Consider the following 22,985-nt stretch of genomic DNA (forward strand, 5'->3'; position numbering starts at 1 on the left):
TTCCCTTCGAGCGAGCTTCGCTTTGCAGCGCCCCCTCTCTCAGGCACTTATCCAATATAACTAACCTTCCCCTCACTGTCAACCTCTTCTCTAAAAAAATTTTTCTCTCTCCTCTCCATACCTCTACACTTTCTAGGTAAACAGTTCATTGTGCCGGGCATAGGGCAATTTATAAAATAATGTTGTATGGCAGACTCACATACTAGATCATGTAGACCGTTGGTCATGGCAAAGCATCAGGATCAGTTGTGAGCTAGTTCAACAAAGACTATTAATGACTAACTCTGTGACCATTGGTTGCCAACTTTCGCTAAATTGGAAAAAGGTAGACTTAAGGAAGTGTTAAATGTCAGCACAACTGTTACTGGTAGATGATGAACCAGGATTGAGAGAAGCTGTGAAGGATTACTTACAAGAAAGCGGCTTTAGTGTTCAAGTTGCCAGTAATGCCCGTGAAGGCTGGGATTTGATGGAACAGAATAGGCCTGACTTAGTGATTTCTGATATTATGATGCCTCAAGTGGATGGCTATCAGTTTCTGAAACAATTAAGAGAAGACCCACGCTTTCAAACACTACCTGTTGTCTTTTTAACTGCGAAGGGTATGACAGGCGATCGCATTCAAGGCTATCAAGCAGGTGTTGACGCATATCTACCAAAGCCTTTTGATCCAGATGAGTTAGTAGCAATAGTAGAAAACTTGCTGGCTCGTCGTCTTGTTAAGCCTGCATTTACAGGTGAAGACAGTGAAACCCCGGATATTGCCGAATTAGCCAATCAAATCGCGCAAATCAAAGCTCTTTTAACACAAAGAAGTGCGATCGCTCAATCTCCGGCTCCCTTCAAAATTGATTTGACACCAAGAGAGCAAAGTGTTTTAAATCTAGTAGCTGAAGGGCTGATGAATAAAGAAATTGCTCGTCGCTTAGAGACAAGTGTTCGGAATGTAGAAAAATATGTGAGCCGCTTGTTCAGCAAAACTGGTACCAATAGCCGTACAGAATTAGTTCGATTTGCGCTAGAACACGGTCTGGCTAAGTGAAACTTTCGGAGTAATTTTGGGATTTTTCAGATGCACAACACAACTACTCAACGCTTAAGCATAAGGCAACCAGGAGCTTTGATAATCAGTAAACTCCTGGTTGAAAAGTCTATAAAAATACATTCCTAATACTGTAGTAAACGAGTATTTTACCAACCTGAAAAGGTAATACCAATTTGAACTTGAGATTTTAGATTTTGGAAGGGTTGATCGGTTAGCTTTTCCTTAATCTAGCTCTCGTAGTCATTTTCCAAGTTGGTGTCAAGTTTTGAGCCTACCATCCTACCCAAATTATTCAAATACATTAGACATCACAATAAATATCTGCCAGATATTTTGGACTGTTGAGATAGTCAACAACATATAGATAGATTCATTCTGAATGCAATGCTATCTCTGGACAAAGCGACACCCTGGGTAGAAAAATTTTACAGGTAGATAAATCTTCCTCAACTGTAAGCATCAAATTATTAATTAGCTACAGGATTGGAGCGAATTTTAGATGCTTGATGAAGTTTTTGTAAGACAACACAAATTTAAGCTTGCAGCTTGGTAGTGAGGTTAAAACCAACTTTATGATGATATGACATAACACAGGGAATGAGCGAACTGCAAAAATTACCTTAATTATGCTTCATTCATCAACTATCGCCATTCAATTGCTGGAGAGTTTAAGAACCGACTATTGAGTGTTATCAGCCGCATTCCGTAAACGCATCAGTTGACGACGCATTTGGGGTGAGGCCTTAAATTCTGAAACTTCCTGCGCTTTCACAGAGGCTTGCAGCGTTTCTAAAAAGTCATCAGAACCTTCAGTTAAAGCGTCTAGTAGTACTTGCAGCAGTTGCTCGCGATCGCCCAGGAGACTCTTTTCCTCAATCAATCGGAATTTGAGATGAATTTCGCATTCATAAACACCGACTTCAATATTATTTATTTGGCGTGGTAATGCTTTCGAGTTCATAAGTTTTGCGGATTTTTTGACGTGGTAGCTATGAAATTGAGGAACTATTATCCCCAGCAAACATCCTTTATCTTTTTTTTTGAATCTATACCGATGTAATTTAAGATTTTCAACTCATCTCATTCTGGGGTTCATTTTTATCTCCTATGTTTTTTCTCACTAGTCTTGCACACCTGAAGTTGTAATCTTCTGCCACCAGAACTGGTTTAGGTAAACCATCACTATTATTCAGTTTTTAAGATTCTATACAATAAAGTTTCTGTAAGAAGTTGTTCTACCTTTTTAAAGGTTTTTACATCAACTTCATCTTAACGTCAATAACAGTTCGAGTTTTTACTGACTTTTTGGTAATTATACGTAAGTAAAATCGCTGTATTTTTTCAATTTAATTAACCCTAGAGGAAACTTCACCATCATTACGTGAAAACACTTGATGTTAGTTTTTTTCATCAATAATTTCAGGAGATTTTGATGAATAAATTTATTAAGAGTAGAATGTTGAGTCGGGGTAGAGAAATATACACTGTTGGAATACTTATTTTAAGTACAAAAGTCAGAATTCATCTGCATCAAAAACCTGAAACTTTTGCATTGTAAAAGCGAAAAATGCGGCAGTGAAACAGCCATAGTCAACAATTCAGTCAAAGCTTACGTATAAAAATCAAAAATTAGCAGCTTAAGTAATGGTATGTAGGTATAAATGATTTATTTGCACACAAAACGAGTTTGGCAGTACTAGCTATAGCCACACTCAAAAATCTCACCCAAAAATGAGATAGGAAGAGGCAGATGTATGGTGAGAATAATAATTAACTACTGATGAATTAATGAAAGCTTATGGATAGAGCAGATTTTAGGGCTGGGCAACCGTCTACAATGATTTCAGTGTAATCAACTGAAACCTTTACACCATTCTATGGACAACCCAATGCTGCTCAAGTCCACAACCCGGCATATCCGCATTTTTGCGGCAGAAATTGACCGGGATGGCGAATTAGTTCCCAGTAATCAAGTTTTAACGTTGGATGTTGACCCAGACAACGAATTTAATTGGAATGAAGATGCTCTACAAAAAATTTATCGTAAATTTGACGAATTGGTAGAATCTTCTAGTGGTGCAGACCTGACAGACTACAACTTACGCCGCATTGGTTCAGATTTGGAGCATTACCTGCGATCGCTCCTCCAAAAAGGCGAAATCAGCTACAACCTATCTGCTCGCGTTACAAATTACAGTATGGGAGTTCCCCAAGTGGCTGTAGACAATAAGTAGTAGCAACCTGTACAGCAAGCACAGAGCTACAAATCAATAGTAATGAAGACTTTGCATCCTCAGCAACCAGAATAAAAGTTGTCCGATCAGCTCTGGTTAGTGCATAAGTTTGATTATTCAATAGTCAAGAGATAGGAGTGATGTGTATTCTCACTCCTATCTCTTTAGAAATGTCAAGTTGTTGCTGCTATATACCATCTTATAATCGATATATATTCATCAAGCTATGTTTGGAAACCATCTCTGAGAAAATCAAAATTTTTACTTTTTTAACAGTTAGCAAAATTACATCGTCTGATAGAAGACAAAATCATCAGAATTCCGAAACCAAGAGCCATAAGTCAGAATGTGGAAGGAATTTCACAATTTTTTCTGCTTCTGGTAACTATTCTGATTACTTGGATTCTGGGTAATAAAACAAAAATTTTTCGTATCCTGGCTTTAGCAGATTAATAACTGCAATTTAGCTAGTTTAACAACTAACTTTTCAATTCTTAAATAAAATTAATTTACAGTTTGTAACTGAGCAGCCCATCTATTTCAGTAAAGCACATCAAAGAAGTTTATCACCCAGATTTCTGGGTAAATTTGGAGATTTTTAACTTTAACTAAACCATATTGACTTATAAATTAAAGAAACAGTTGTATTATGTATGGCTTTCTAATGCTCTAATTAACTCAAAGCACCCAATTACAGATAAGTAAAGGTTAAGCTTTGTTGACAGACTGAAAGTTAGTTGCACTGGCAACGGAAAGTCACAGAACAAGAAAAGTTATGATGAGGCTGTAGAATTGGCCAAGGAGTGTGATATTTGCATAAATTCTTTCAATCAAGTATTAGCATTGACTGGTGTTTCCCAGCTAGAATCATGATCCCCGGTGGGATATGTCTGTCTGTTTGCAAGAACAAGAGCAGCCTAATACTGCTCACTGCCTATGGTTTTGAAGAAATTGCCAATCGCTAATCAGTGCGAACACTATGGAAAATGATGCGGCAACCCTCTACTGCCCAAATGAACTTTGTCAGGCTGCCAACCCCCTGACGCATAAGTTTTGTCAACGATGTTCTACACCCCTACCCAAACGATATCTCTGGGTTGTGGGTGATGTTCTAAATGTGGGTAGTCCTGGAGAAATATTAGCCGATCGCTATTTAGTCCTGAATAAATCTGTTGTTTTAGATACTAAGCCTGGCTTACTCCCTCACGGATTAGAAACAGACAACTTAGAAACAATTAGAGCTTATTTGAGATTAATTCCCTACCGCTTACATATACCCCAGGTGTATGGAGTATTGTCTTTCAAAGACGGACGATCTCGTAAAGAAATTTTACTTTTAGAAAAACCGCCTTTATTCACAGAGCCGACGACAGACTCTCAATTAAGATTGTGTCCGCAGTTAACTACGGCGTGGCGCAATGCGACATCTATACGTCAACTGAATTGGCTCTGGCAATTAGCCCATCTCTGGCAGCCTTTGGCGAGTGAAGGTGTGGCTTCTAGCTTGCTGGAAGCTCACTTGTTAAGGGTGGAAGGGCCGTTAGTTCGCTTGTTAGAATTGCGTGTTGACACTGCAACACCAACATTATCTGACTTAGGAGAATTTTGGCAGCAGTTATTACCAGATACCAAACCAGTCATTGCCGAATTTGTTAACCAAGTTAGTAATTATCTGATTTACGGAGAAATCAATTCGGCGGAAGTGCTAATCTCAGTTTTAGACCAGGGATTAGCAGAATTAGGGGAATTGCAATCGCCGAAAATTAAAATTATCACCAAAACGGACACTGGCCCAAAACGCCAACGCAACGAAGATGCCTGTTATCCCCCAAGTGGCACAATGTTGAGTAAACCGCCGCAAGCTACAGCATTGGCTATTGTCTGTGATGGCATTGGTGGACATGAAGGCGGTAATGTCGCATCTAATTTAGCAATTGATACTATTCAGCAACAAGTTCAACAACTCACCAAAGTTCCTTACAACCATATAGACCCCTCACTGCTGCTGGCAGACTTAGAGCAAGCTGTGGCAGTTGCTAATGATAAAATTAGCCAGCGCAATGACAGTGAAAATCGCCAGGGGAGAAAACGTATGGGTACAACCTTGGTGATGGCATTGCCAGTAGCCCATGAGATGTATATTACCCATGTTGGCGATAGTCGCGCTTATTGGATTACACGGGATGGTTGCTACCAAGTTACTTTGGACGATGATGTTGCTTCTAGGGAAGTACGCTTGGGATATGCTATTTACCGGGAAGCGGTGCAACAGAGTGGTTCGGGTTCCTTGGTTCAGGCATTAGGGATGAGTTCTAGTACAGCATTACATCCAACAGCACAGAGGTTTATTTTGGATGAAGATGCTGTGTTTCTGTTGACATCTGATGGCTTAAGTGACTTTGACCGTGTGGAAGAATACTGGGAAACAGAAATTTTACCAATTTTGACAGAAGAAACAGATTTAGTCACAGTTGCTGATAAATTACTGGAAATTGCCAACACTAAGAATGGTCACGATAATGTAACGATCGCTTTAGTTCATTATCAAGTTAAATATGTTGAGCCAGAACTTACCTTAAAAGCGGTGATTGTTGAACGTCCTAGTACCACAACCGCTAAAGTTGCACCGAAGCCTTTACAACCAACTTTACTAGAAGATATTTCTGAGCAGAAAACTTTAATTCCCAAACATAAATCTACTTCTCTTCAACAACTGCCACTGCATTTGATTGTGCCAATGATTATTGCGATCGCCGCAGGTTCTTTAGGACTACTGGTGCGTGGACTGTTTATGTCACCACCGTTCTTAACTACAGATCCTAGCCCTACTGTACAGCCAACTCCTACTGCTACAAATGAGCGATCGCTCAATAACCTGGCTCCGGGTTGGGTAATTACAAATAGTCAAGCAATCACTTTGGATGATCAGAAGTTAGAAGGTGGTAGTTTTCTGCAAGTGGTTGAAGTCGAACCGGGAGATACACCCAATGCTCAGGAATCTGTGATTCAATTGCGACTTTGCTCTGCTGAAAATACCTCATCTCCTCAACCTAACAAACCACTGCGTGTTAAGTTAGCCCAACTGCAACGTCAAGGCATTTCTGTACTCCAAGCCAACGAAACCAGTAGTTGCAATAACTTATCCCAATTGCCAGATAGTTAAACTCCTGTATTTACCAAGGTGAAAATGCAACAAATACTCGATAAACTTGTAAAAGCCTGGAATAATACATTTAATCACTAGATTTAAAATTTCCAGGCGAAGAGTTTTCCTCATGGAAAATTATTATCGCAAGTCCTTGGTTTCTACCTTTTAATTTAAAGAACCCATGCCATCCCTGAACTTAGCGATCGCCCGTCTCATCAATACTGGCACAGATAGCTTTGCCATTTGGGTGGTCAAAGCTCCCTACCCTAGTGGCTATGTTCTGCGTGACTGTGTATGGCCTGCTGATCTGAATCAAGTTTGGCAAGAGTGGCAGCAAATGTTTGCTGGACACAGTGGTTTAAATGTTATAGCCAACACAGCACCTCAACCTGCTAACCCACTCGCGTTGAATTTAGGTACCACTAATTCCGGTCACATGCCTGGTTATAGTGGTCGTCTGATGCAATACTTAGGTCTGTATTTGTGGCGCTGGGTATTTGACGGGCCAATTCTCAGCAGTCTCGAACGCAGTTGTGGAATTGCGATGGGACAGGACACACGTTTACGCTTTCAAATCGAAATTCGTGACCCAGATTTGATTGCTTTACCTTGGGAAATTATGCAGCGTCAACCCGGACAATCAGCGATTTCGCTTTCCCAGGATTTACTGTTTAGTCGTACCACTAGTGAAGTTGAACCACTGCCATTTTTACGCACGGATCAGGCCTTAAATATCTTGCTGGTATTAGGTCATGATGAAAACTTGGCACTAGAACAAGAAGCAAAAATTTTGCAACAAATCTTGGAAAATCAGCCGCCAATCAACCGCAATTATTCTGGGTTTGCGCCTTGTATGGTTAAAACGCTGATTCAACCAACACCCCAAGAGTTGATTCAAGAATTAGAAACGAAAGCTTACAATATATTTTTTTACGCTGGTCATGGCTTGCCTGGGCCAGATGGAGGATTGTTATTTTTGCGTCCCAATAAGACGCTCAATGGCATAGAATTGGCGCAAGTCTTAACTCGGAGTGGTTTAAAATTAGCCGTTTTTAATGCTTGTTGGGGAGCGCAACCAGCAGCAGTCAATCACCAAGCAATTCCCGCCAGTAGTTTAGCAGAAGTACTCATTCGGCATGGTGTACCAGCAGTTTTAGGAATGCGGGATGTGATTGCTGACCATGAAAGCCACAGTTTTATTCAAGCTTTTGCTGAGGCTTTGCGATCGCGCAAACCCATCGATGAAGCTGTGGCAGAAGCTCGCCAAGAAATGTTAACACTGTATAAGTTCAACCAACCTGCTTGGACTTTACCAGTTCTGTATTTACATCCAGATTTCAATGGCGAACTTGTTAAAAGCATTGATGAGGGAATTACAGAGTTACCAGATATCTCAATTATTAATGTAAATCGTGCTAGTTCTAGAGCTTGTTTGCGATCGCTCTCCCCAGGAGGTAGAACTTGGTTTTTACGTGTCGGTGTAACTCGCATTGGTCGCACTCAAGACAACGATATTATAATTCCTGAACCATCAGTTTCTAAGCGTCATGCCGAAATTTTATGTCGTAATACTTATACTGGTAACACTCCAGTACAAACTTATTATTTACAGGATCTCTCAACTTACGGTACAACTTGGTGTCTGAGTGCTAATGGCTGGCAACAAATTCTCCGGGAAGAAGTACTATTACAACCTGGAGCTAAGTTAAAGTTTGGCAATTCTGGCAGTGAAACTTGGGAGTTTATTATTGAAAATTAAGCCTTCTTTCAGAATAAAAATTACTGTGAACTGTATACTTCACGCTTCACGCTTACTTTATGAAATTTTTTCCGATTCAATTACTAAATAAAAATCAGGTTCATTTTTGCGGAAATTCTAATTTCCAACTTGTAGCAGTCAGTACTGCTAAATAATTCATCAGGAGTCAAAACAATGATTAACAAATTCGACAATTCCAACAATATCCCATCGTCGCCCACTCAAACTGAATTAGAATTCCTCGAACTACTGCTAAAACCCGAAGATGGGACTTATCCTTGGAATCCTGCCGATGAGCAAGCTGAAGCATATTTTGATGAATTAGAACAGCAGTTTGCGATGCAAGATGTCCTAGAAGAAGAACTACATACTAGATCCCAATCTTTTTACGCCAAGCTAGATGGGTTATGGTCTCAGGTGACAAACTGTGCTGATTACAAATGTAATACAAAAGTCAGCATTTTTGACAGTCTTTGTGAAACTTTACATAGTGCCTTTGCGGCTGGCGTACCCACAGGCTGGTTAAATGCGATCGCCCAAAAAGCCACAGAAGTGACAGCTATGCAGCAATCAATCAGCGAACAACTAGTGCAATGTGTTCAAACAGTATTACCTGCATGGGAAACCGACGATATAGAAATTTTTGCTCGTCCTTATGCTTATGCGATGCGTAGTAGCGACAAACAAAGCCTGACATCAGTTATGAATAAAATTAAAAATCGAGATTGGGCAACTTTATCAGAAATCGAGCAAGCTAAAGTGAGTGTGGCGATCGCTTACTATGCACTCAGACAAATAGATAAGTTAGAGACAGAAGCTTAATCAGAACTTTTTCAGACTTTCTATCTATGAACTAAGATTCAATTTCTGTCGATAGTGTGAATGCTGCTAATGCTAAAGTTTCGATATGAACTTAACTTTAGATAAAATACTTCCAGAATAAAGTCAAGTTAAGACAATCTTCCCAACAAAGCAATCTATCTTGAGATAGAAAAAACTGGGCAGAAAGCAAATTTATGACTTCTACCCTGATCGGTTAGGTTTGCGAGATATTTATTTAGGGCCGAGAAAGCGAGTTGCAAAATTTTGCGATCGCGTTGGTGATAATGCCCTCGCCTTTAAAATTGCTGCCATCAACACAGCGTAAGCTAAAACTCCAACCACCACCAATAAAAAAGCGTTAATCGAACCCAGCGCGTTCCATAAAGCATGAAGTACAGATGCACTTAAGTAGCCGATAGAAAGAATTTGCCAACCCTGACTGGGTTTGAGAACAGCCAACCCAATAAAATATCCCAGATAGCCACTGTAAGCCATGTGACCCGCAACCGAGCCTAAAACACGGGGAATCAGCAATTGTAACCCGGCTAATTGACCAGCCGCACCAATACCAACCTGTTGACTCACATTTTGAGTGATATCTGGTACATACTGTCCCAGAGTTTCTAAAAGTGTGAAACCCAAAGCCGAAGCTGTGCCGAGAAGAATACCATCCAAAGGTTCCCACACACCAATATGTTCGCGCCAAGGTGAAGGTAATTTACTGCCAATGAAATATGCACCTAAGATTGGCAATGCCTTAAGCAGTTCTTCCATCAACCCTGCACCAAAGAACATCCTGATGAAAAGTTCTGTAATCGTAGCATCTTGAGCGGCGGCTAAGTTCCCTGGCAAGACTACACGAAAAATAAAGATAAATAAATCTAAGATAGGACTCAGCAAGATTAAAGCTGTAGTCAGCGCCGTACCAATGAGAACCCACCAAGGCTTAGGCTTACCACAAAGTTGATAAACAAAGTAGTAAACCACAAAGCCAATGTAACTAGCCACAATAACTTGGTTAGCCTGGGGTCTACCAACAGTAGCAAACATCAGCACTACAAAAACTACTGTAAGTATTCCGGGAACAAGGTAAGCCTTACGAGTTAAATCCTTACCAGTAGAAATAATCGGAAAAAGTTGTGTAAAGCTAACTGAATCAGGTTGTTTGATTTGGGTGTGGTTTTGAAAGTTAGCAGCAGAAGGCAATGATGCGTTTTGTTTCGTCATCATTGTTGGTTGAGGTATCAAGTCATACTCAAAAATAAATTGTGGCCCATCACTACCTAAACCAATGCGATCGCCTGATTGTAATTCTTGACATCCATAAAAACGTTGACCATTGAGATAAGTACCATTAGCACTGTTTAAATCGCAAATTACCCAAGTAAATTTATTGTCTGGAGATGAAGAGAGAGGGCGAACCGCAGCATGACGACGAGATACCATTCGATACATCATGGCATCCAAGACAACCTGACAGCTGGGGTCACGTCCAATTACCATCTCTTTACTTGCGTGTAGCGGGTAACGAGATTCTGAACCAAAAGCTGCTGCATTACCAGACACCAGCCGCAGAAAAGCGTTATGTCTTGCGTTTTTGCCTGTCATCGAGTTAGAGTGTCTTCCCAAACTAATTCATAAAATATTCTGGTAGGATGACTTAACCTTAGCCATACCGACAGCAGAATTACTAAATCCACTATAGCTTTAGTTTCTGCTCAGAAATTCAAAATTTTCTCATGCAAAATTTAAAATTATCTAACTTCATATTGACAAGCATTATGGCTATTTTTAGTGTCTTATGTACCTGTTTGTTGGTAAATATTTCTCATAATACATAGATTTTATGTTATGCAAAGCCCACCACCAAAAAATGTGCAGTAATGGTTGAAATTTTTAGTAGTGTTGACAACATATTGAGGCATTTATAGCAATCTCGTTTTTGAAAAGGCAACAGACAACAGGGAAACCCCCACCATTAAAATTAGGGAGCCAGTTGCGGTTGAGGGGTTTCCTAGCATCAGCAAACTGGCGTGGATTTGTTATGAGGCTTGACTAATTTTGTATTTCATCCTTAAACTTGGGCAACTTCTGGATGTTCAATTTTAGTACCAAGTACTTTGAGAAACTCTGCCAACCAACGGGAATGTGCAGGCCAAGCTGGTGCGGTGACTAAATTTCCGTCTACTATCGCTTCATCAACTGGAATTTGGACATAATTACCACCAGATGCACGCACATCTGGACTACAAGCTGGATAAGCTGTACAATTTTTACCTTGCAACACATCAGCCGCAGCTAACAACTGTAAGCCATGACAAATAGCAGCAATTGGTTTATTGGTTTGAGCAAAATGACGAGTAATTTCTAATACCTGTTGATTTAAACGAATATATTCTGGTGCGCGTCCTCCAGGTATAACGAGCGCGTCATAAGTATTAACATTTACTTCGGCAAAAGTAGCGTTTAAAGTAAAGTTGTGTCCAGGTTTTTCAGTATAAGTTTGGTCGCCTTCAAAATCATGAACTGCGGTTCTGACTTTTTCACCAGCTTTTTTGTCTGGACAAACAGCATGAACAGTGTGTCCTACCATTTGCAACGCCTGGAAGGGAACCATCACTTCATAATCTTCCACAAAATCGCCCACCAGCATCAAGATTTTTTTAGCTGCCATATTTTGTTATCCTTTTCGTCAATGGTCATTTTTTATTTGTTAACGGTACTTTAAAAAATAAATGATTTAATTTATTTACTCAACAAAACTTATATCTATAGGAATTACGTAAGTGTCACAATTGGTGGTTGGTGCGTGACGCTATAAATCTGATGACTACGTTCAAATCTTCTCATTGAGTCACGCACCCTACAGAAAAAATATACCAGTTGCGTAAGTTCTAATCTACCTTGTCTACCTTGTCCACCTCGTCCCTAAATATAAAGTGTGAACTACAAATTTATTAAATCAGATGAAATTCTTCTATAGCATGGGGAAAATTTTTATTTTCATGGCTGGGACGGCTGAGTTTAATTAAGGCAAATCTTTGCAAGGGAGTTAAAGCCACCCACTGTTCTAGACTCAAGTTGACTCCTAATTCTTGAGCTTTTTCTTGTAAGTTGGTGGGTATGGTACTAGAGTCCATCCAAGCAGGATAAGCATCTACAGGTAGTTGTCCTACAGGTGTACCTGTTTTTTCTAAAATTAGTTGTTGGAGATATTCTTTGTAAGCGTCAATCTCTGTTTGTGTAGTGCAAGGTAATTCTAGTACAGCTTCACGCTCATCTTGCGTCATTTGTAACCAATCTGAGAACTTGAGTTTAATTCCGCAAGTATCTAATTTATATCTCACTTGCATTGGGATGCAACGTAGAGAATTTACAAAATCTGCTTCAAAATTAAAAAAGGTTGCCATATTTTAAATCATAAAAAACTTGTGGCAGTGCTATTTGATAAACAGACAAAACAGACAAGGAGGACAAGTGAGAGAGATTTTTAAACTATTAATAATTGATATATTCTAGATGATTGTTATATCTTCATGTGAGAGCAAAAAATATTTCAATTAATATAAATGCTTGTTAAATATGAACAAATTTAATGAGATTGTTTGGAATTACTAGAACGAATGATTAAATAACTGATAGATAAAGCTAAAATGGCAATTCCTAAGCCGATTATATCAATTCCTGTAACTTTCTCTAAGTCAAGAATAATAATTTTACGAGCAACAGCAATTAAAGAAGTAACAATAACTAATTCTACTTGGAATACGTGTTTTCGTAGGTAAGCTGTGATATTTTCGAGAATTTCTAAGGCAATTAGGATATTTAAGAACAAGCCAAATATTTTAAATAATGTTGTATTGAATTTACCATAGGGAGTATCAAATAACTCTTTAATTAAAAAAGCACCTAAATCTCCGATCGCTACTAATATTACTAGTACCATTAACACAGATAAAACCTTAGAAACTATTACCTCGACGTTCTCGATAATGTGCATGAAGCCTTCATCGGTAAATACTCCGAAGATGTTTTTGAATAGTTTTTTCATCTGCTGCATCCTGGTTATAGTTCAACAAGTAATTGGTAATAATGTATATATAGTCAGTCAATATCAAGAATTACGACATAATATCTTGATGTCTGCTGTAATCAAGATTTAAGGATGAGTTTTGTAAATCCTCACCATTGACTAATATCTATTGATTTAATGACTCAATTACCAATTTCTTGTTTAAGGATATACCAAGCAGATCACCATTGTGACGATTGGAGTTGATAATTTTTGCTGGTGACTTCCACAGAAATTGGTGCTAGTTGGACTGCACAAGCTTTTAATTCTGGTTGCAGAGAATCTGGACAAGCTTCGGAATGGGTGAGGGCGTTGGCTTCGGCTTGATTTGCCCACAGTGCGCCCCAGTGCATCGGCACAAAAACTGTACCGGGTGCGATCGCCTTAGTCACTTTTGCGGGAAAATGAGCTTGACCACGCCGCGATCGCACTTCGATTACTTGATTATCACTAATTTCCAACTTCGCCGCATCACGGGGATGAATTTCAATGAATGGTTCCGGGTGCATTGAGCGAATTTTTTCAATGCGACCTGTGCGCGTTTGCGTGTGCCAATGTCCGTAAAGTCGTCCTGTAGTTAATATAAAAGGATAATCGGGGTCTGGTGGTTCGGCTAAACCTTTGGAGTAATAAGCCCCGAACCGCGCCCGACCGTCGGGGGTGTGGAAGTGTAGGTCTGTGTAGAGTCTTTTTGAGTTGGAGGGTGTAGGGTGTAGGGTGTAGGGTGTAGGGGAAGAAGATGTTTTATCCCCATTCCCCACTCCCCATTCCCCACTCCCCGTTTCGGGATGCGGCCAGTGGGTTGGCCCTTGTTTTTGTAATTGTTCATGACTAATTCCTGACATATCGCATGGGCGATTTTTGGTGAGTTGGGTAAATTCGGCGTAAACTTGGGCAGAGTTGGCAAAGTTAAACTTATCGGCAAAACCTAACCTTCGTCCAACTTCCGCGAAAATTTCCCAGTCGGCTTTGGCTTCTCTTGGTGGTTGGCGGAATGCTTGACATAAACTAACGCGGCGTTCAGAGTTGGTCATTACGCCTGTTTTTTCACCCCACTGGGCAGCAGGTAACAGGACATGAGCATAGGCGGCGGTTTCGGTGGGGTAATATGCGTCTTGGTAAATGGTGAAAGGCGATCGCAATAATGCTTTCTTTGTCCGTTCCAAATCTGGCATACTCACAGCTGGGTTAGTAGCGGCAATCCACAGTAACCCGACATCGCCAGTTTCTAAACCTGTAATCATATCCCAAGCCGTTAAACCAGGAACAGAAGAAATTTGACCTCGCTTTAGTCCCCAAAAATCTTCCACTTCGGTGCGATGCTGGTCATTTTTCACCGAGCGATAACCGGGTAATAAATGCGCTAAACCCCCGGCTTCTCTACCGCCCATTGCATTAGGTTGACCAGTTAACGAAAACGGCCCCGCCCCTGGCTTACCAATTTGTCCTGTCATCAAGTGGAGGTTAATGATAGTCCTTACCTTGGCTGTCCCTTCAGTTGATTGGTTCACACCCATCGACCACAAAGACAACACTCGTTGAGATTGACCCCAATAACGGGCGGCTGTTTCTAAATCTTCAACGCTGATACCGCATTGACGCGCTGTTACTTCTGGGGAATAGTGGCGGATGACTTCTGCATAAGCGGAAAAATTGCTGGTGCAGTCATCAATAAAGCCAACATCAATATAATTCCAACGCATTAATAAATGGGCGATACCATTTAACAAATCAATATCTGTACCGGGACGAATTGCTAAATGTAAATCTGCGGCTTCGGCGGTGGGTGTGCGGCGAGGGTCAACCACCACCATTTTTACTTTGCGGTTTTTTTTGTGGTATTTTTCTAGTCGGTTAAAAATAATAGGATGACATTCGGCTGTGTTAGTCCCAATTAAAAATGCACAGTCAGTTAACTCTAAATCTTCGTAACAACAGGGCGGGCCATCTGCGCCAAAACTTTGAATATATCCAGATACCGCACTGGACATACATAAGCGTGAGTTGGCATCAAAATTGTTTGTTCCTAAACAGCCTTTTAACAGTTTTTGGGCGATGTAATAGTCCTCAGTTTGGAATTGACCAGAACCATACATACATATAGCTTCTGAACCTTGGGTGAAGCGGACAGTTTGAATACGGCTGGTAATTAGTTCAAAAGCTTCATCCCAACTAACTCGCCGGAACTCTTGGTCTAAAGAATCCCGCACCATTGGGTAATGTAGTCTATTTTTATCTAAAGATTCGGCGATCGTTGCACCTTTAACACATACCATTCCCTGGCTTGATGGGTGAGATTTATCACCCCTGACTCGCCAAGTCGGATTTCCTTGACTATCTCGGTTAGTTGCTTTGCCGTGTTGGGCTGGTGGAGACACTTCTAAACCACAGCCAACACCACAATAAGGACAAACAGTTTTAGTAAATTCAGTCATGTAGATACACCTAATTTATCGGTGCTTATGGGCTGGTTGATTGTTTATGAACCAACAGCATCCCTATATTCCCATTTATCTCGAAATTTATTCTTCTCTCACTCTTCTTTGCGTCTTTGCGTGAGAATAAAGATTCATCGTATATCAATTTTGTATGAAGATGCACAGAATTAAAAAACGAACCGCAAAGGACACAAAGGACACGAAGAAAAGAGGGTTACTTGTTTAGTACAGCTTCAAATTAAATTGGTCTTATACCAATTCACGAAATTACTGATACAAATCACTTCCTCTCCAACTCTGATTCCGGTCGCCGAGCGAAGTCGAGGCGCTGCTTTCATGTCTGTATCATTTTTAAAGTGAAATGGTATTACTCCTCATCATGAGCAAACCGACGATAGAGGAAATCTAGAGCATAGTTCCGCAGGTTGTAATATTCTGGGTCTTCCATAATGCGGCGGCGGTTGCGGGGACGGGTGAAAGGAATTTCTAATACTTCACCGATTTGAGCGGCTGGGCCATTGGTCATCATTACTACTCTGTCGGCTAGGAACAAAGCCTCATCAATGTCGTGAGTAATCATCAAGACGGTAACTTGATGGTCACTCCAGATTTGCAGTAGTTCTTCTTGTAGTTCTTCTTTGGTGATTGCGTCTAATGCACCGAAGGGTTCATCTAAAATCAAGACTTGGGGACGGATGGAAAGGGCGCGAGCGATCGCCACTCGCTGTTTCATCCCCCCAGAAATTTGATGTGGTTTCTTGTCTGCGGCTTCTGTCAATCCCACCATTGCTAAGTGTTCTCTAACAATGGCGCGTTTTTCTGCTTGGGGCTTTTTGGGAAATACAGAATCTACAGCCAGATAAACGTTTTCAAATACACTCAGCCAAGGTAGTAAGCAATAGTTTTGAAATACCATCATCCGGTCTGGGCCTGGTTCGGTGATGGGTTGGTCTTGCAGCATAACAACGCCATCGGTGGGTGTGTTGAAGCCAGACACCATATTGAGGAGGGTGGATTTACCACAGCCGGAGTGACCAATTAAGCAGACAAATTCGCCTTCACGAACTTTGAGGTCAATGCCATCGAGGACGGTGTAGGGGCCTTCGGGGGTGGGGTAAATTTTGCTTACGCCTTCAATTACGAGGAAGTTATCTGCTTTGGTTTGTGGTTTTTGGAGAGTTTTGTTTATTATTTGCATGATATTGTCCGAATTTATTATTTTTTCACGCAGAGGCGCAGAGGCGCGGAGAGTTACAAAGGACGAATGACTAATGACTAATGACTAAATAAATACTTCTTCTATACGGATGTCTCGTTTGATTTCTAGGCTTTTGAGGTATTCTAGGGGTTCTGAGGGGTTAAAAACTTTACCGTCAAATAGGTGAATTGGGTCGTCGTAGCCGGTATCGAGTAAGCCGAGGTCACGGGCGGCTGCACCAAATATATCTGCGCGACAGACTCTTTCGATAATTTCTAGCCAGTTTTTGGGGAATGGTGTTAAGCCCCAGCGTGCTAGTTGAGTCACCATCCACAAGATTTCGGTGCGGTTGGGATAGTTGGTTTTGTTGAGGTAAAACTGGTTGTAGGCGGTGAGTGATTGGGGTTGAGTACCGTCGCCGCGATCGTAAGGGTCAATGAAGCCAGGACGGACGTAGGCTGGGTTGAGGTTGAGGTATTCAGGACGACAGATTAATTTGAGAATTTCTTCTCGGTTGCGGAGGTCATCACAGTATTTACACGCTTCTAGTAAGGCTTTGATTAAGGCTAGATAAGTTTCGGGATATTGCTGCGCCCAGTCTTCGCGCACACCTAATACTTTTTTGGGTTGTCCTGACCAAATTTCTAGGGCGGTGGCTGCAACAAAACCGACATCATCATGAACCGCCATATAATTCCAAGGTTCGCCAGCACAGTAGCCGTCAATGGTTCCGGCTTTGAGTTGAGCGACCATTTCTGTAGGTGCGATCGCAGTTAAGCTAACATCTGTATCAGGATTAATCCCGCCAGCCGCTAACCAATAACGCAGAATTAAGTTCTGCATGGATGTGGGATGAACTACACCCAAGGTTAAAATTCTGTCAGGAGCAGCGTTAATTGCGGCTTTCAGGTCGCTTAGATTTCTCACACCTTCGCTATACAGTCTTTTGCTTAAGGTAATAGCATTGGCATTCCGGGAAAGATTCAGCGCGTTGACAACCGGAATTGGTGTTTTACCACCTGCGCCTAAAGTTAGTGCTAAGGGCATTCCTGCAAGCATTTGGGCTGCATCTAATTTACCTGTCGCCACACCTTTGGCAATTTCATTCCAATTGCTTGCACGGTTGAGGGTGACTTCTAAACCATATTCAGCAAAGAAGCCTTTTTCTTGGGCAACGATTAAAGGTGCTGTGTCAGTTAAGGGGAGAAAGCCAATTTCTAAGTTGACTTTTTCTAAACCTCTTGGAGATACCGCCACAGATGCGGCTGTTTGTTGGGCTTTGCGTTTCTTAGCCTGCTTTTGTTTATTGAGGAAGTAAATCATCTCATTCCGCAGATTGTAGTAACTGGGATGATTAACGACTTCCAAACGTTGACGAGGGCGAGGGATAGGAACTTCCAGAATTTGACCAATGTGCGCTTCTGGCCCATTGGTGAGCATAACGATGCGATCGCTCAACAATAATGCTTCATCCACATCATGAGTTACCATCACACAAGTAACATTATGCTCATTGCAGATTTTCATCAATTGTTCTTGCAAACTACCCCGTGTGAGCGCATCTAAAGCACCAAAAGGCTCATCTAACAATAACAACTTCGGACGAATCGCCAAAGCACGGGCTATTGCTACCCGTTGTTTCATCCCGCCAGATAACTCACTGGGACGCTTCTTAGCTGCTAGACGCAAGCCCACCATATCGATATGTTCTTCGATGATGCGGGTGCGATCTCTTTTCGACTTATTTTGATAAACCTCATCCACAGCCAAAGCGATATTTTCCCGCACATTTAACCAAGGAAGCAGCGAGTAATTTTGAAACACCACCATCCGGTCAGGACTAGGTTCTCTAATCTCCTTTCCTTCCAAAGTCACACCACCAATACTGGCTCTATCTAAACCCGCAATAATGTTCAGTAAAGTAGACTTCCCGCAACCAGAATGCCCAATTAAAGAAACAAACTCCCCCTGCCGGATTTTCAACTCAATATTCTTCAGCGCAATATATTTACCACCATTCGGTAAATCAAATATTCTATCAACGTGGTCAACTTCAACAAAAGTAGTAGTCATATCTAATTACTCTTTGCGTCTTTGCGCCTTTGCGTGAGGTAATTCTTTTTCTGGATTCAACCAACGCTCTCAGTTTTCTACTTCTGTTCTGCCACCACCTTACTAGCAATAAAACCAACCAATCTATCCAATATCAACCCCACCAAACCAACATAAATCAACGCCAAAATAATCTCACTCAAATTAGTTTCTGTAGTCGTGTTGTAAGCATCCCAAATAAACGAGCCAATACCCACACCACCTACCAACATTTCCGCCGCCACAATTGCTAACCAAGATAACCCAATCCCAATCCGTAACCCTGTAAAAATATAAGGCACAGTCGCCGGAAATACAATTTTAAAGAAATACTTTGGCCCTTTGAGTTTTAAAACTCTAGCTACATTCACATAGTCTTGGGGAATTTGCTGTACACCCACTGTAGTGTTAATAATAATCGGCCAAATTGACGTAATAAAAATCACGAAAATTGCTGAAGGATTAGCTTGTTGAAATGCTGCTAAAGAAATTGGTAGCCATGCCAGTGGCGGTACAGTTCTTAACACTTGAAATATGGGATCTACCGCATTGTAAATAAATTGATTAGCACCAATTAAAATTCCTAATGTGATGCCGACAATTGTTGCTAATGAAAAACCCAAACCAACCCTGCCTAAACTGCTGAGTATTTGCCAACCTAAACCTTTATCGCTTTCACCATTATCAAAAAATGGGTGAATAATAAAAGGGTCAAAAGTTTCGGTAAATGTTTCTATTGGGCCAGGTAATTTAAAGCCAGGATTTAAACAAAGTAATTGCCAAATCACCAGAAAGATAGCTAGTGCTACCAACGGTGGTATAACTTTTTTGACAATAAATTTATTAATAGCCTTTTGGGGCTTTTTTCTAACTGTGCGATTTCCTAGAACAACTGCCATTATTTTATGATTCCGAAAGTGTTAATAAATTGTGTTGCGATCGTTGGGAGAGAAGTCAGAAATTAAACTTTCTTAATTTTCAAAGATTGCAAATATTCTTCTGGTTTTTCTGGGTCGAATTTCACTCCATCAAAGAAAGTTTCTACACCACGAGAACTACTAGTAGGAATTTGAGAATCAGGTACACCAATAGCTTTCGCTGCTTTCTTCCATAGGTCTTCTTTATTTACTTGGTCAACGATTTCTTTAACTTTGGTATCTTTTGGCAAATAACCCCAGCGAATATCTTCAGTTAAAAACCAAATATCGTGACTCTTATAAGGATAGGAAGCATTATCAGCCCAGAATTTCATCCGATAGGGAAATTCTTTTTCTGTACGTCCATCGCCAAAGTCAATATTACCTTTAGCCCTCTCGATAATATCTGCGGCTGCAACATTAAAGTATTTGCGATCGCTACAGATTTTGCACATTTCTTCTTTGTTTTCTAGCTTGTCGCACCATTGTTGTGCTTCAAGAATTGCCATTAATATTGCTTGTGCAGCATTGGGATTTTTATCAACCCAATCTTGGCGCATTGCAAAGGCTTTTTCTGGATGGTCTTTCCATAATTCACCTGTAACTAAGGCGGAATAACCTAATTTTTGACTGACTAATTGAGCATTCCAAGGTTCACCAACACAAAAAGCATCAATTGTATTCACTTTCATATTGGCAACCATTTGTGGTGGTGGTACAGGTTCTAAAACCATATCTTGGTCTGGATTAATCCCACCAGCCGCTAACCAATAGCGCATCCATAAATCGTGAGTACCACCGGGAAAAGTAATTCCAGCTTTTAAGGATTTTTTATCAGCTTTGGCTTTAGTTGCGGCTTCTTTGAGTGCTTTACTTTCCAGGTTGACTTTGAGTTCTTTGAATTTATTAGCGACGGAGATAGCCTGACCATTTGTATTTAATCGCGCCAAGAGATACATCGGCACTTTATCGTTAATGGTCATCAGATATGGCATAGGGCTGAGGATATGTGCGCCATCAATACCACCGCCAGCCGAACCAATTTTTAAGTTATCGCGGGTGACAGGCCAAGATTTTTGCTTGATAACTTCGACATCTGTCATCCCATATTTCGCAAATAAACCTTTTTCTTTAGCAATAATGAGCGGTGCAGAATCAGTAAGGGCAATAAATCCGAGTTTGGCTTTGGTTGTCTCAACTTTGGGCGCATTTGCAGAGGTGACGTTAGCGACTGGTGCGGCGGATGGGTTGTTACCACCATTGGAGGCTGTATTGCTGGAACAACCATGAGCAACAATAGAAGCGGCGGCGGCTGCACCAGTGGTAAAAATAAATTTTCTGCGGGAAAGGTTGGTCATTTATTTGTCCTTTGTCATTTGTAGGAGTTACGAACCGCCAAGGCGCAGAGTTCGCAGAGGAATGAGAGTTTGAGAGAGGTTTTGCATAAACATAAGTAGAAGTCTAAAATTTCAGACTTCAGACTTCAGACTTCAGACTTCACACTTCATACTTCCACCAAGGCTTCTTGTTTGAGTTTTGCGCCGAAGTGTTTAATGAGTAGGTCTTGTAAGACTGGTTGCAAGTCTTCGCAGGGTACACCTTTGATGGCACAGGTTCCTAAATGCGCGTCTTTGCCGACTTTGCCACCCATATAGATGTCTACGCCTTCTACGGCTTTGCCATTTTTGCGGGCTTTTGTACCCATTAAGCCGATATCTGCAACTTGTGGCTGTCCGCAGGAGTTGGGACAACCCGTCCAGTGAATGCGGACTGGCTGGGTGAAGGTTAAGTCTGCTTCTAAAGCTTGAATGGTGGCTAGGGCGCGGTTTTTGGTTTCGATGAGGGCGAAGTTACAAAATTGTGCGCCTGTGCAGGAAACAAGCGATCGCTCCAATGTCCCCGGATTGATGGAAAATCTTGTTAGTAGGGGTTCTGCTAAAAATGTTGCCAGACTACCATCAGAAACATTCGGAATGATGATGTTTTGTTCAACTGTTAGTCGAATTTCACCACTACCATACACTTCTGCAAGTCGCGCAATTTCATACATATCTTCGGCATACAACCGCCCAACGGGAACATGAAAGCCTACATAGTTAAATCCTGGTTGTTTTTGCTTGTATATGCCGATATGATCGCGTTTTTCCCAATCAATCTCGTCTTTGGGCGCAGCAGGTAACAATGATTTACCTAATCGCTGTTCTACTTCAGCGCGAAACTTATCTATACCCCATTCATCAAGCAGCCACATCAAACGAGATTTCAGGCGGTTAGCCCGTGAACCGTTGTCTCGGAACACTTCTAAAACGGCTCTACATACAGCCACGACATCTTCAGGTGCTACCCAAGCATTGAGAGGAATTGCAGCATCGCAGCGTTTGGCGGAGAAAAAGCCACCAACCAGGATGTTAAACCCGAAGATTTTTTGGGGAGTAGGGAGTAGGGAGTAGGGAGTAGGAGATTCACCACTCCCCACTCCCAATTCCCCACTCCCTTCTTTAAATGCTGGAACAAATGCTAAGTCATTGATTTCGGCGTGAACTGAATTGTCTCTTCCACCTGTGATGGCGATATTAAACTTGCGGGGGAGGTTGGTAAACTCTGGGTTGCCTTGTCCTTTGTTGGTGAGCATATCTTGAATTTGCTGCACCAAATCCCGTGTATCAAACAATTCATCCGCATCCAGTCCAGCGACGGGATCGCCTGTGATGTTGCGAACGTTGTCCATCCCAGACTGCACACTGGTTAAACCGACGGCGTGAAATTTATTGAAGATATCGGGTAAATCTTCAATTCTGATTCCCCGCAATTGAATATTCTGCCGAGTGGTAATGTCAGCACTACCATCATCACCGTAACGCTGCAATACTTCCGCCAAAACTCGCATTTGGTCACTGGTAAGAATACCATTCGGCATCCGCATCCGCATCATAAATTTGCCTGGGGTAACTGGGCGGAAAAATACGCCTACCCATTTGAGTCGATGATCTCGGTCGGTTTCGTCCATTGCTTCCCATCCGAGGGCGGCAAATTTGGCGATTTCGGCTTTAACGGCGAGTCCGTCTTTTTCTGCTTTGAATTTCTCGAATTTATTGACGCTGGTTTTGGTAGTGGTTCCTGTATCTGTCATGAGTTAACTCTCATTATTACTAATCCAGTGAGAACTTCAGGTTTCTTGAGCCAATATCAATCAACCCGTAGTTTGGATGTTGTTTCTACGAGTTTGGAGGCTTTAAATTGAATATTTATTTATTGCTAATT

Annotated in this window: 16 protein-coding genes; 5 read left to right on the forward strand and 11 right to left on the reverse strand. The window is 41.3% G+C overall.

Annotation, left to right across the window (positions count from 1 at the left end; all coding sequences use genetic code 11):
* Window positions 1–346 precede the first annotated feature (346 nt).
* The gene (locus H6G28_RS27850; RefSeq protein WP_190592997.1) at window positions 347–1,042 is read left to right on the forward strand and encodes a response regulator transcription factor; all 696 of its coding nucleotides are present in this window, start codon (window positions 347–349) and stop codon (window positions 1,040–1,042) included.
* Between the two features lie 682 nt (window positions 1,043–1,724).
* Here the strand turns inward: H6G28_RS27850 and H6G28_RS27855 are convergent.
* A complete protein-coding gene (locus H6G28_RS27855) occupies window positions 1,725–2,006 on the reverse strand; it encodes an Npun_R1517 family heterocyst differentiation transcriptional regulator (RefSeq protein ID WP_062289935.1) in 282 nt (93 codons plus the stop codon).
* 916 nt (window positions 2,007–2,922) lie between these two features.
* On the opposite strand from H6G28_RS27855, the gene H6G28_RS27860 reads away from it, so the two are divergent.
* The 4 genes from H6G28_RS27860 (at window position 2,923) to H6G28_RS27875 (ending at window position 9,008) form a co-directional block, all read left to right on the forward strand.
* Window positions 2,923–3,279, forward strand: coding sequence for an NAD(P)H-quinone oxidoreductase subunit M (locus H6G28_RS27860; RefSeq protein ID WP_190592998.1), 357 nt, complete (start codon window positions 2,923–2,925; stop codon window positions 3,277–3,279).
* 979 nt (window positions 3,280–4,258) lie between these two features.
* Entirely contained in the window at window positions 4,259–6,442 is a 2,184-nt protein-coding gene (locus H6G28_RS27865) for a protein phosphatase 2C domain-containing protein (protein ID WP_190675851.1), read from the forward strand.
* A gap of 166 nt (window positions 6,443–6,608) precedes the next feature.
* The gene (locus H6G28_RS27870) at window positions 6,609–8,186 is read left to right on the forward strand and encodes a CHAT domain-containing protein (RefSeq protein ID WP_190675853.1); all 1,578 of its coding nucleotides are present in this window, start codon (window positions 6,609–6,611) and stop codon (window positions 8,184–8,186) included.
* Window positions 8,187–8,360: 174 nt separating this feature from the next.
* The gene (locus H6G28_RS27875) at window positions 8,361–9,008 is read left to right on the forward strand and encodes a hypothetical protein (RefSeq protein ID WP_190593001.1); all 648 of its coding nucleotides are present in this window, start codon (window positions 8,361–8,363) and stop codon (window positions 9,006–9,008) included.
* 231 nt (window positions 9,009–9,239) lie between these two features.
* On the opposite strand, the gene H6G28_RS27880 is transcribed toward H6G28_RS27875, so the two are convergent.
* The 10 genes from H6G28_RS27880 to H6G28_RS27925 all read right to left on the reverse strand — a co-directional run bounded on the left by H6G28_RS27880 (window position 9,240) and on the right by H6G28_RS27925 (window position 22,854).
* A complete protein-coding gene (locus H6G28_RS27880) occupies window positions 9,240–10,616 on the reverse strand; it encodes a PrsW family glutamic-type intramembrane protease (protein WP_190593002.1) in 1,377 nt (458 codons plus the stop codon).
* 466 nt (window positions 10,617–11,082) lie between these two features.
* On the reverse strand, window positions 11,083–11,682 hold the full coding sequence (locus tag H6G28_RS27885; RefSeq protein ID WP_190675855.1) for a DJ-1/PfpI family protein: 600 nt from the start codon (window positions 11,680–11,682) through the stop codon (window positions 11,083–11,085).
* Between the two features lie 283 nt (window positions 11,683–11,965).
* On the reverse strand, window positions 11,966–12,418 hold the full coding sequence (locus tag H6G28_RS27890) for a nitrate reductase associated protein (protein ID WP_190675857.1): 453 nt from the start codon (window positions 12,416–12,418) through the stop codon (window positions 11,966–11,968).
* A gap of 182 nt (window positions 12,419–12,600) precedes the next feature.
* Entirely contained in the window at window positions 12,601–13,059 is a 459-nt protein-coding gene (locus H6G28_RS27895; RefSeq protein ID WP_190675859.1) for a phosphate-starvation-inducible PsiE family protein, read from the reverse strand.
* Window positions 13,060–13,262: 203 nt separating this feature from the next.
* On the reverse strand, window positions 13,263–15,515 hold the full coding sequence (locus H6G28_RS27900) for a molybdopterin oxidoreductase family protein (RefSeq protein ID WP_190675861.1): 2,253 nt from the start codon (window positions 15,513–15,515) through the stop codon (window positions 13,263–13,265).
* 370 nt (window positions 15,516–15,885) lie between these two features.
* Complete coding sequence (locus tag H6G28_RS27905) at window positions 15,886–16,716, reverse strand: nitrate ABC transporter ATP-binding protein (protein WP_190675863.1); 831 nt, start codon at window positions 16,714–16,716, stop codon at window positions 15,886–15,888.
* Between the two features lie 84 nt (window positions 16,717–16,800).
* The gene (locus H6G28_RS27910; protein WP_190675865.1) at window positions 16,801–18,789 is read right to left on the reverse strand and encodes an ABC transporter ATP-binding/substrate-binding protein; all 1,989 of its coding nucleotides are present in this window, start codon (window positions 18,787–18,789) and stop codon (window positions 16,801–16,803) included.
* Between the two features lie 77 nt (window positions 18,790–18,866).
* Window positions 18,867–19,706 carry a nitrate ABC transporter permease gene (gene ntrB / locus H6G28_RS27915; RefSeq protein WP_190675867.1) on the reverse strand — a complete coding sequence of 280 codons (840 nt, stop codon included), beginning with the start codon at window positions 19,704–19,706 and terminating at the stop codon, window positions 18,867–18,869.
* Window positions 19,707–19,768: 62 nt separating this feature from the next.
* Window positions 19,769–21,082, reverse strand: a complete 1,314-nt coding sequence (locus H6G28_RS27920) for a CmpA/NrtA family ABC transporter substrate-binding protein (protein WP_190675869.1) — start codon at window positions 21,080–21,082, stop codon at window positions 19,769–19,771.
* A gap of 146 nt (window positions 21,083–21,228) precedes the next feature.
* Window positions 21,229–22,854: a ferredoxin--nitrite reductase gene (locus H6G28_RS27925; RefSeq protein ID WP_190675872.1), complete on the reverse strand. Its 1,626-nt coding sequence runs from the start codon at window positions 22,852–22,854 to the stop codon at window positions 21,229–21,231.
* Window positions 22,855–22,985 lie beyond the last annotated feature (131 nt).

The sequence above is a fragment of the Nostoc sp. FACHB-190 genome (assembly GCF_014696905.1).
Classification (GTDB): Bacteria; Cyanobacteriota; Cyanobacteriia; order Cyanobacteriales; family Nostocaceae; genus Nostoc_B.

Excerpts from the sequence above, each read along its gene's own strand:
- H6G28_RS27850 (WP_190592997.1), top strand. The coding sequence starts at position 347 with ATGTCAGCACAACTGTTACTGGTAGATGATGAACCAGGATTGAGAGAA.
- H6G28_RS27855 (WP_062289935.1), bottom strand. The coding sequence starts at position 2,006 with ATGAACTCGAAAGCATTACCACGCCAAATAAATAATATTGAAGTCGGT.
- H6G28_RS27860 (WP_190592998.1), top strand. The coding sequence starts at position 2,923 with ATGGACAACCCAATGCTGCTCAAGTCCACAACCCGGCATATCCGCATT.
- H6G28_RS27865 (WP_190675851.1), top strand. The coding sequence starts at position 4,259 with ATGGAAAATGATGCGGCAACCCTCTACTGCCCAAATGAACTTTGTCAG.
- H6G28_RS27870 (WP_190675853.1), top strand. The coding sequence starts at position 6,609 with ATGCCATCCCTGAACTTAGCGATCGCCCGTCTCATCAATACTGGCACA.
- H6G28_RS27875 (WP_190593001.1), top strand. The coding sequence starts at position 8,361 with ATGATTAACAAATTCGACAATTCCAACAATATCCCATCGTCGCCCACT.
- H6G28_RS27880 (WP_190593002.1), bottom strand. The coding sequence starts at position 10,616 with ATGACAGGCAAAAACGCAAGACATAACGCTTTTCTGCGGCTGGTGTCT.
- H6G28_RS27885 (WP_190675855.1), bottom strand. The coding sequence starts at position 11,682 with ATGGCAGCTAAAAAAATCTTGATGCTGGTGGGCGATTTTGTGGAAGAT.
- H6G28_RS27890 (WP_190675857.1), bottom strand. The coding sequence starts at position 12,418 with ATGGCAACCTTTTTTAATTTTGAAGCAGATTTTGTAAATTCTCTACGT.
- H6G28_RS27895 (WP_190675859.1), bottom strand. The coding sequence starts at position 13,059 with ATGAAAAAACTATTCAAAAACATCTTCGGAGTATTTACCGATGAAGGC.
- H6G28_RS27900 (WP_190675861.1), bottom strand. The coding sequence starts at position 15,515 with ATGACTGAATTTACTAAAACTGTTTGTCCTTATTGTGGTGTTGGCTGT.
- H6G28_RS27905 (WP_190675863.1), bottom strand. The coding sequence starts at position 16,716 with ATGCAAATAATAAACAAAACTCTCCAAAAACCACAAACCAAAGCAGAT.
- H6G28_RS27910 (WP_190675865.1), bottom strand. The coding sequence starts at position 18,789 with ATGACTACTACTTTTGTTGAAGTTGACCACGTTGATAGAATATTTGAT.
- ntrB (WP_190675867.1), bottom strand. The coding sequence starts at position 19,706 with ATGGCAGTTGTTCTAGGAAATCGCACAGTTAGAAAAAAGCCCCAAAAG.
- H6G28_RS27920 (WP_190675869.1), bottom strand. The coding sequence starts at position 21,082 with ATGACCAACCTTTCCCGCAGAAAATTTATTTTTACCACTGGTGCAGCC.
- H6G28_RS27925 (WP_190675872.1), bottom strand. The coding sequence starts at position 22,854 with ATGACAGATACAGGAACCACTACCAAAACCAGCGTCAATAAATTCGAG.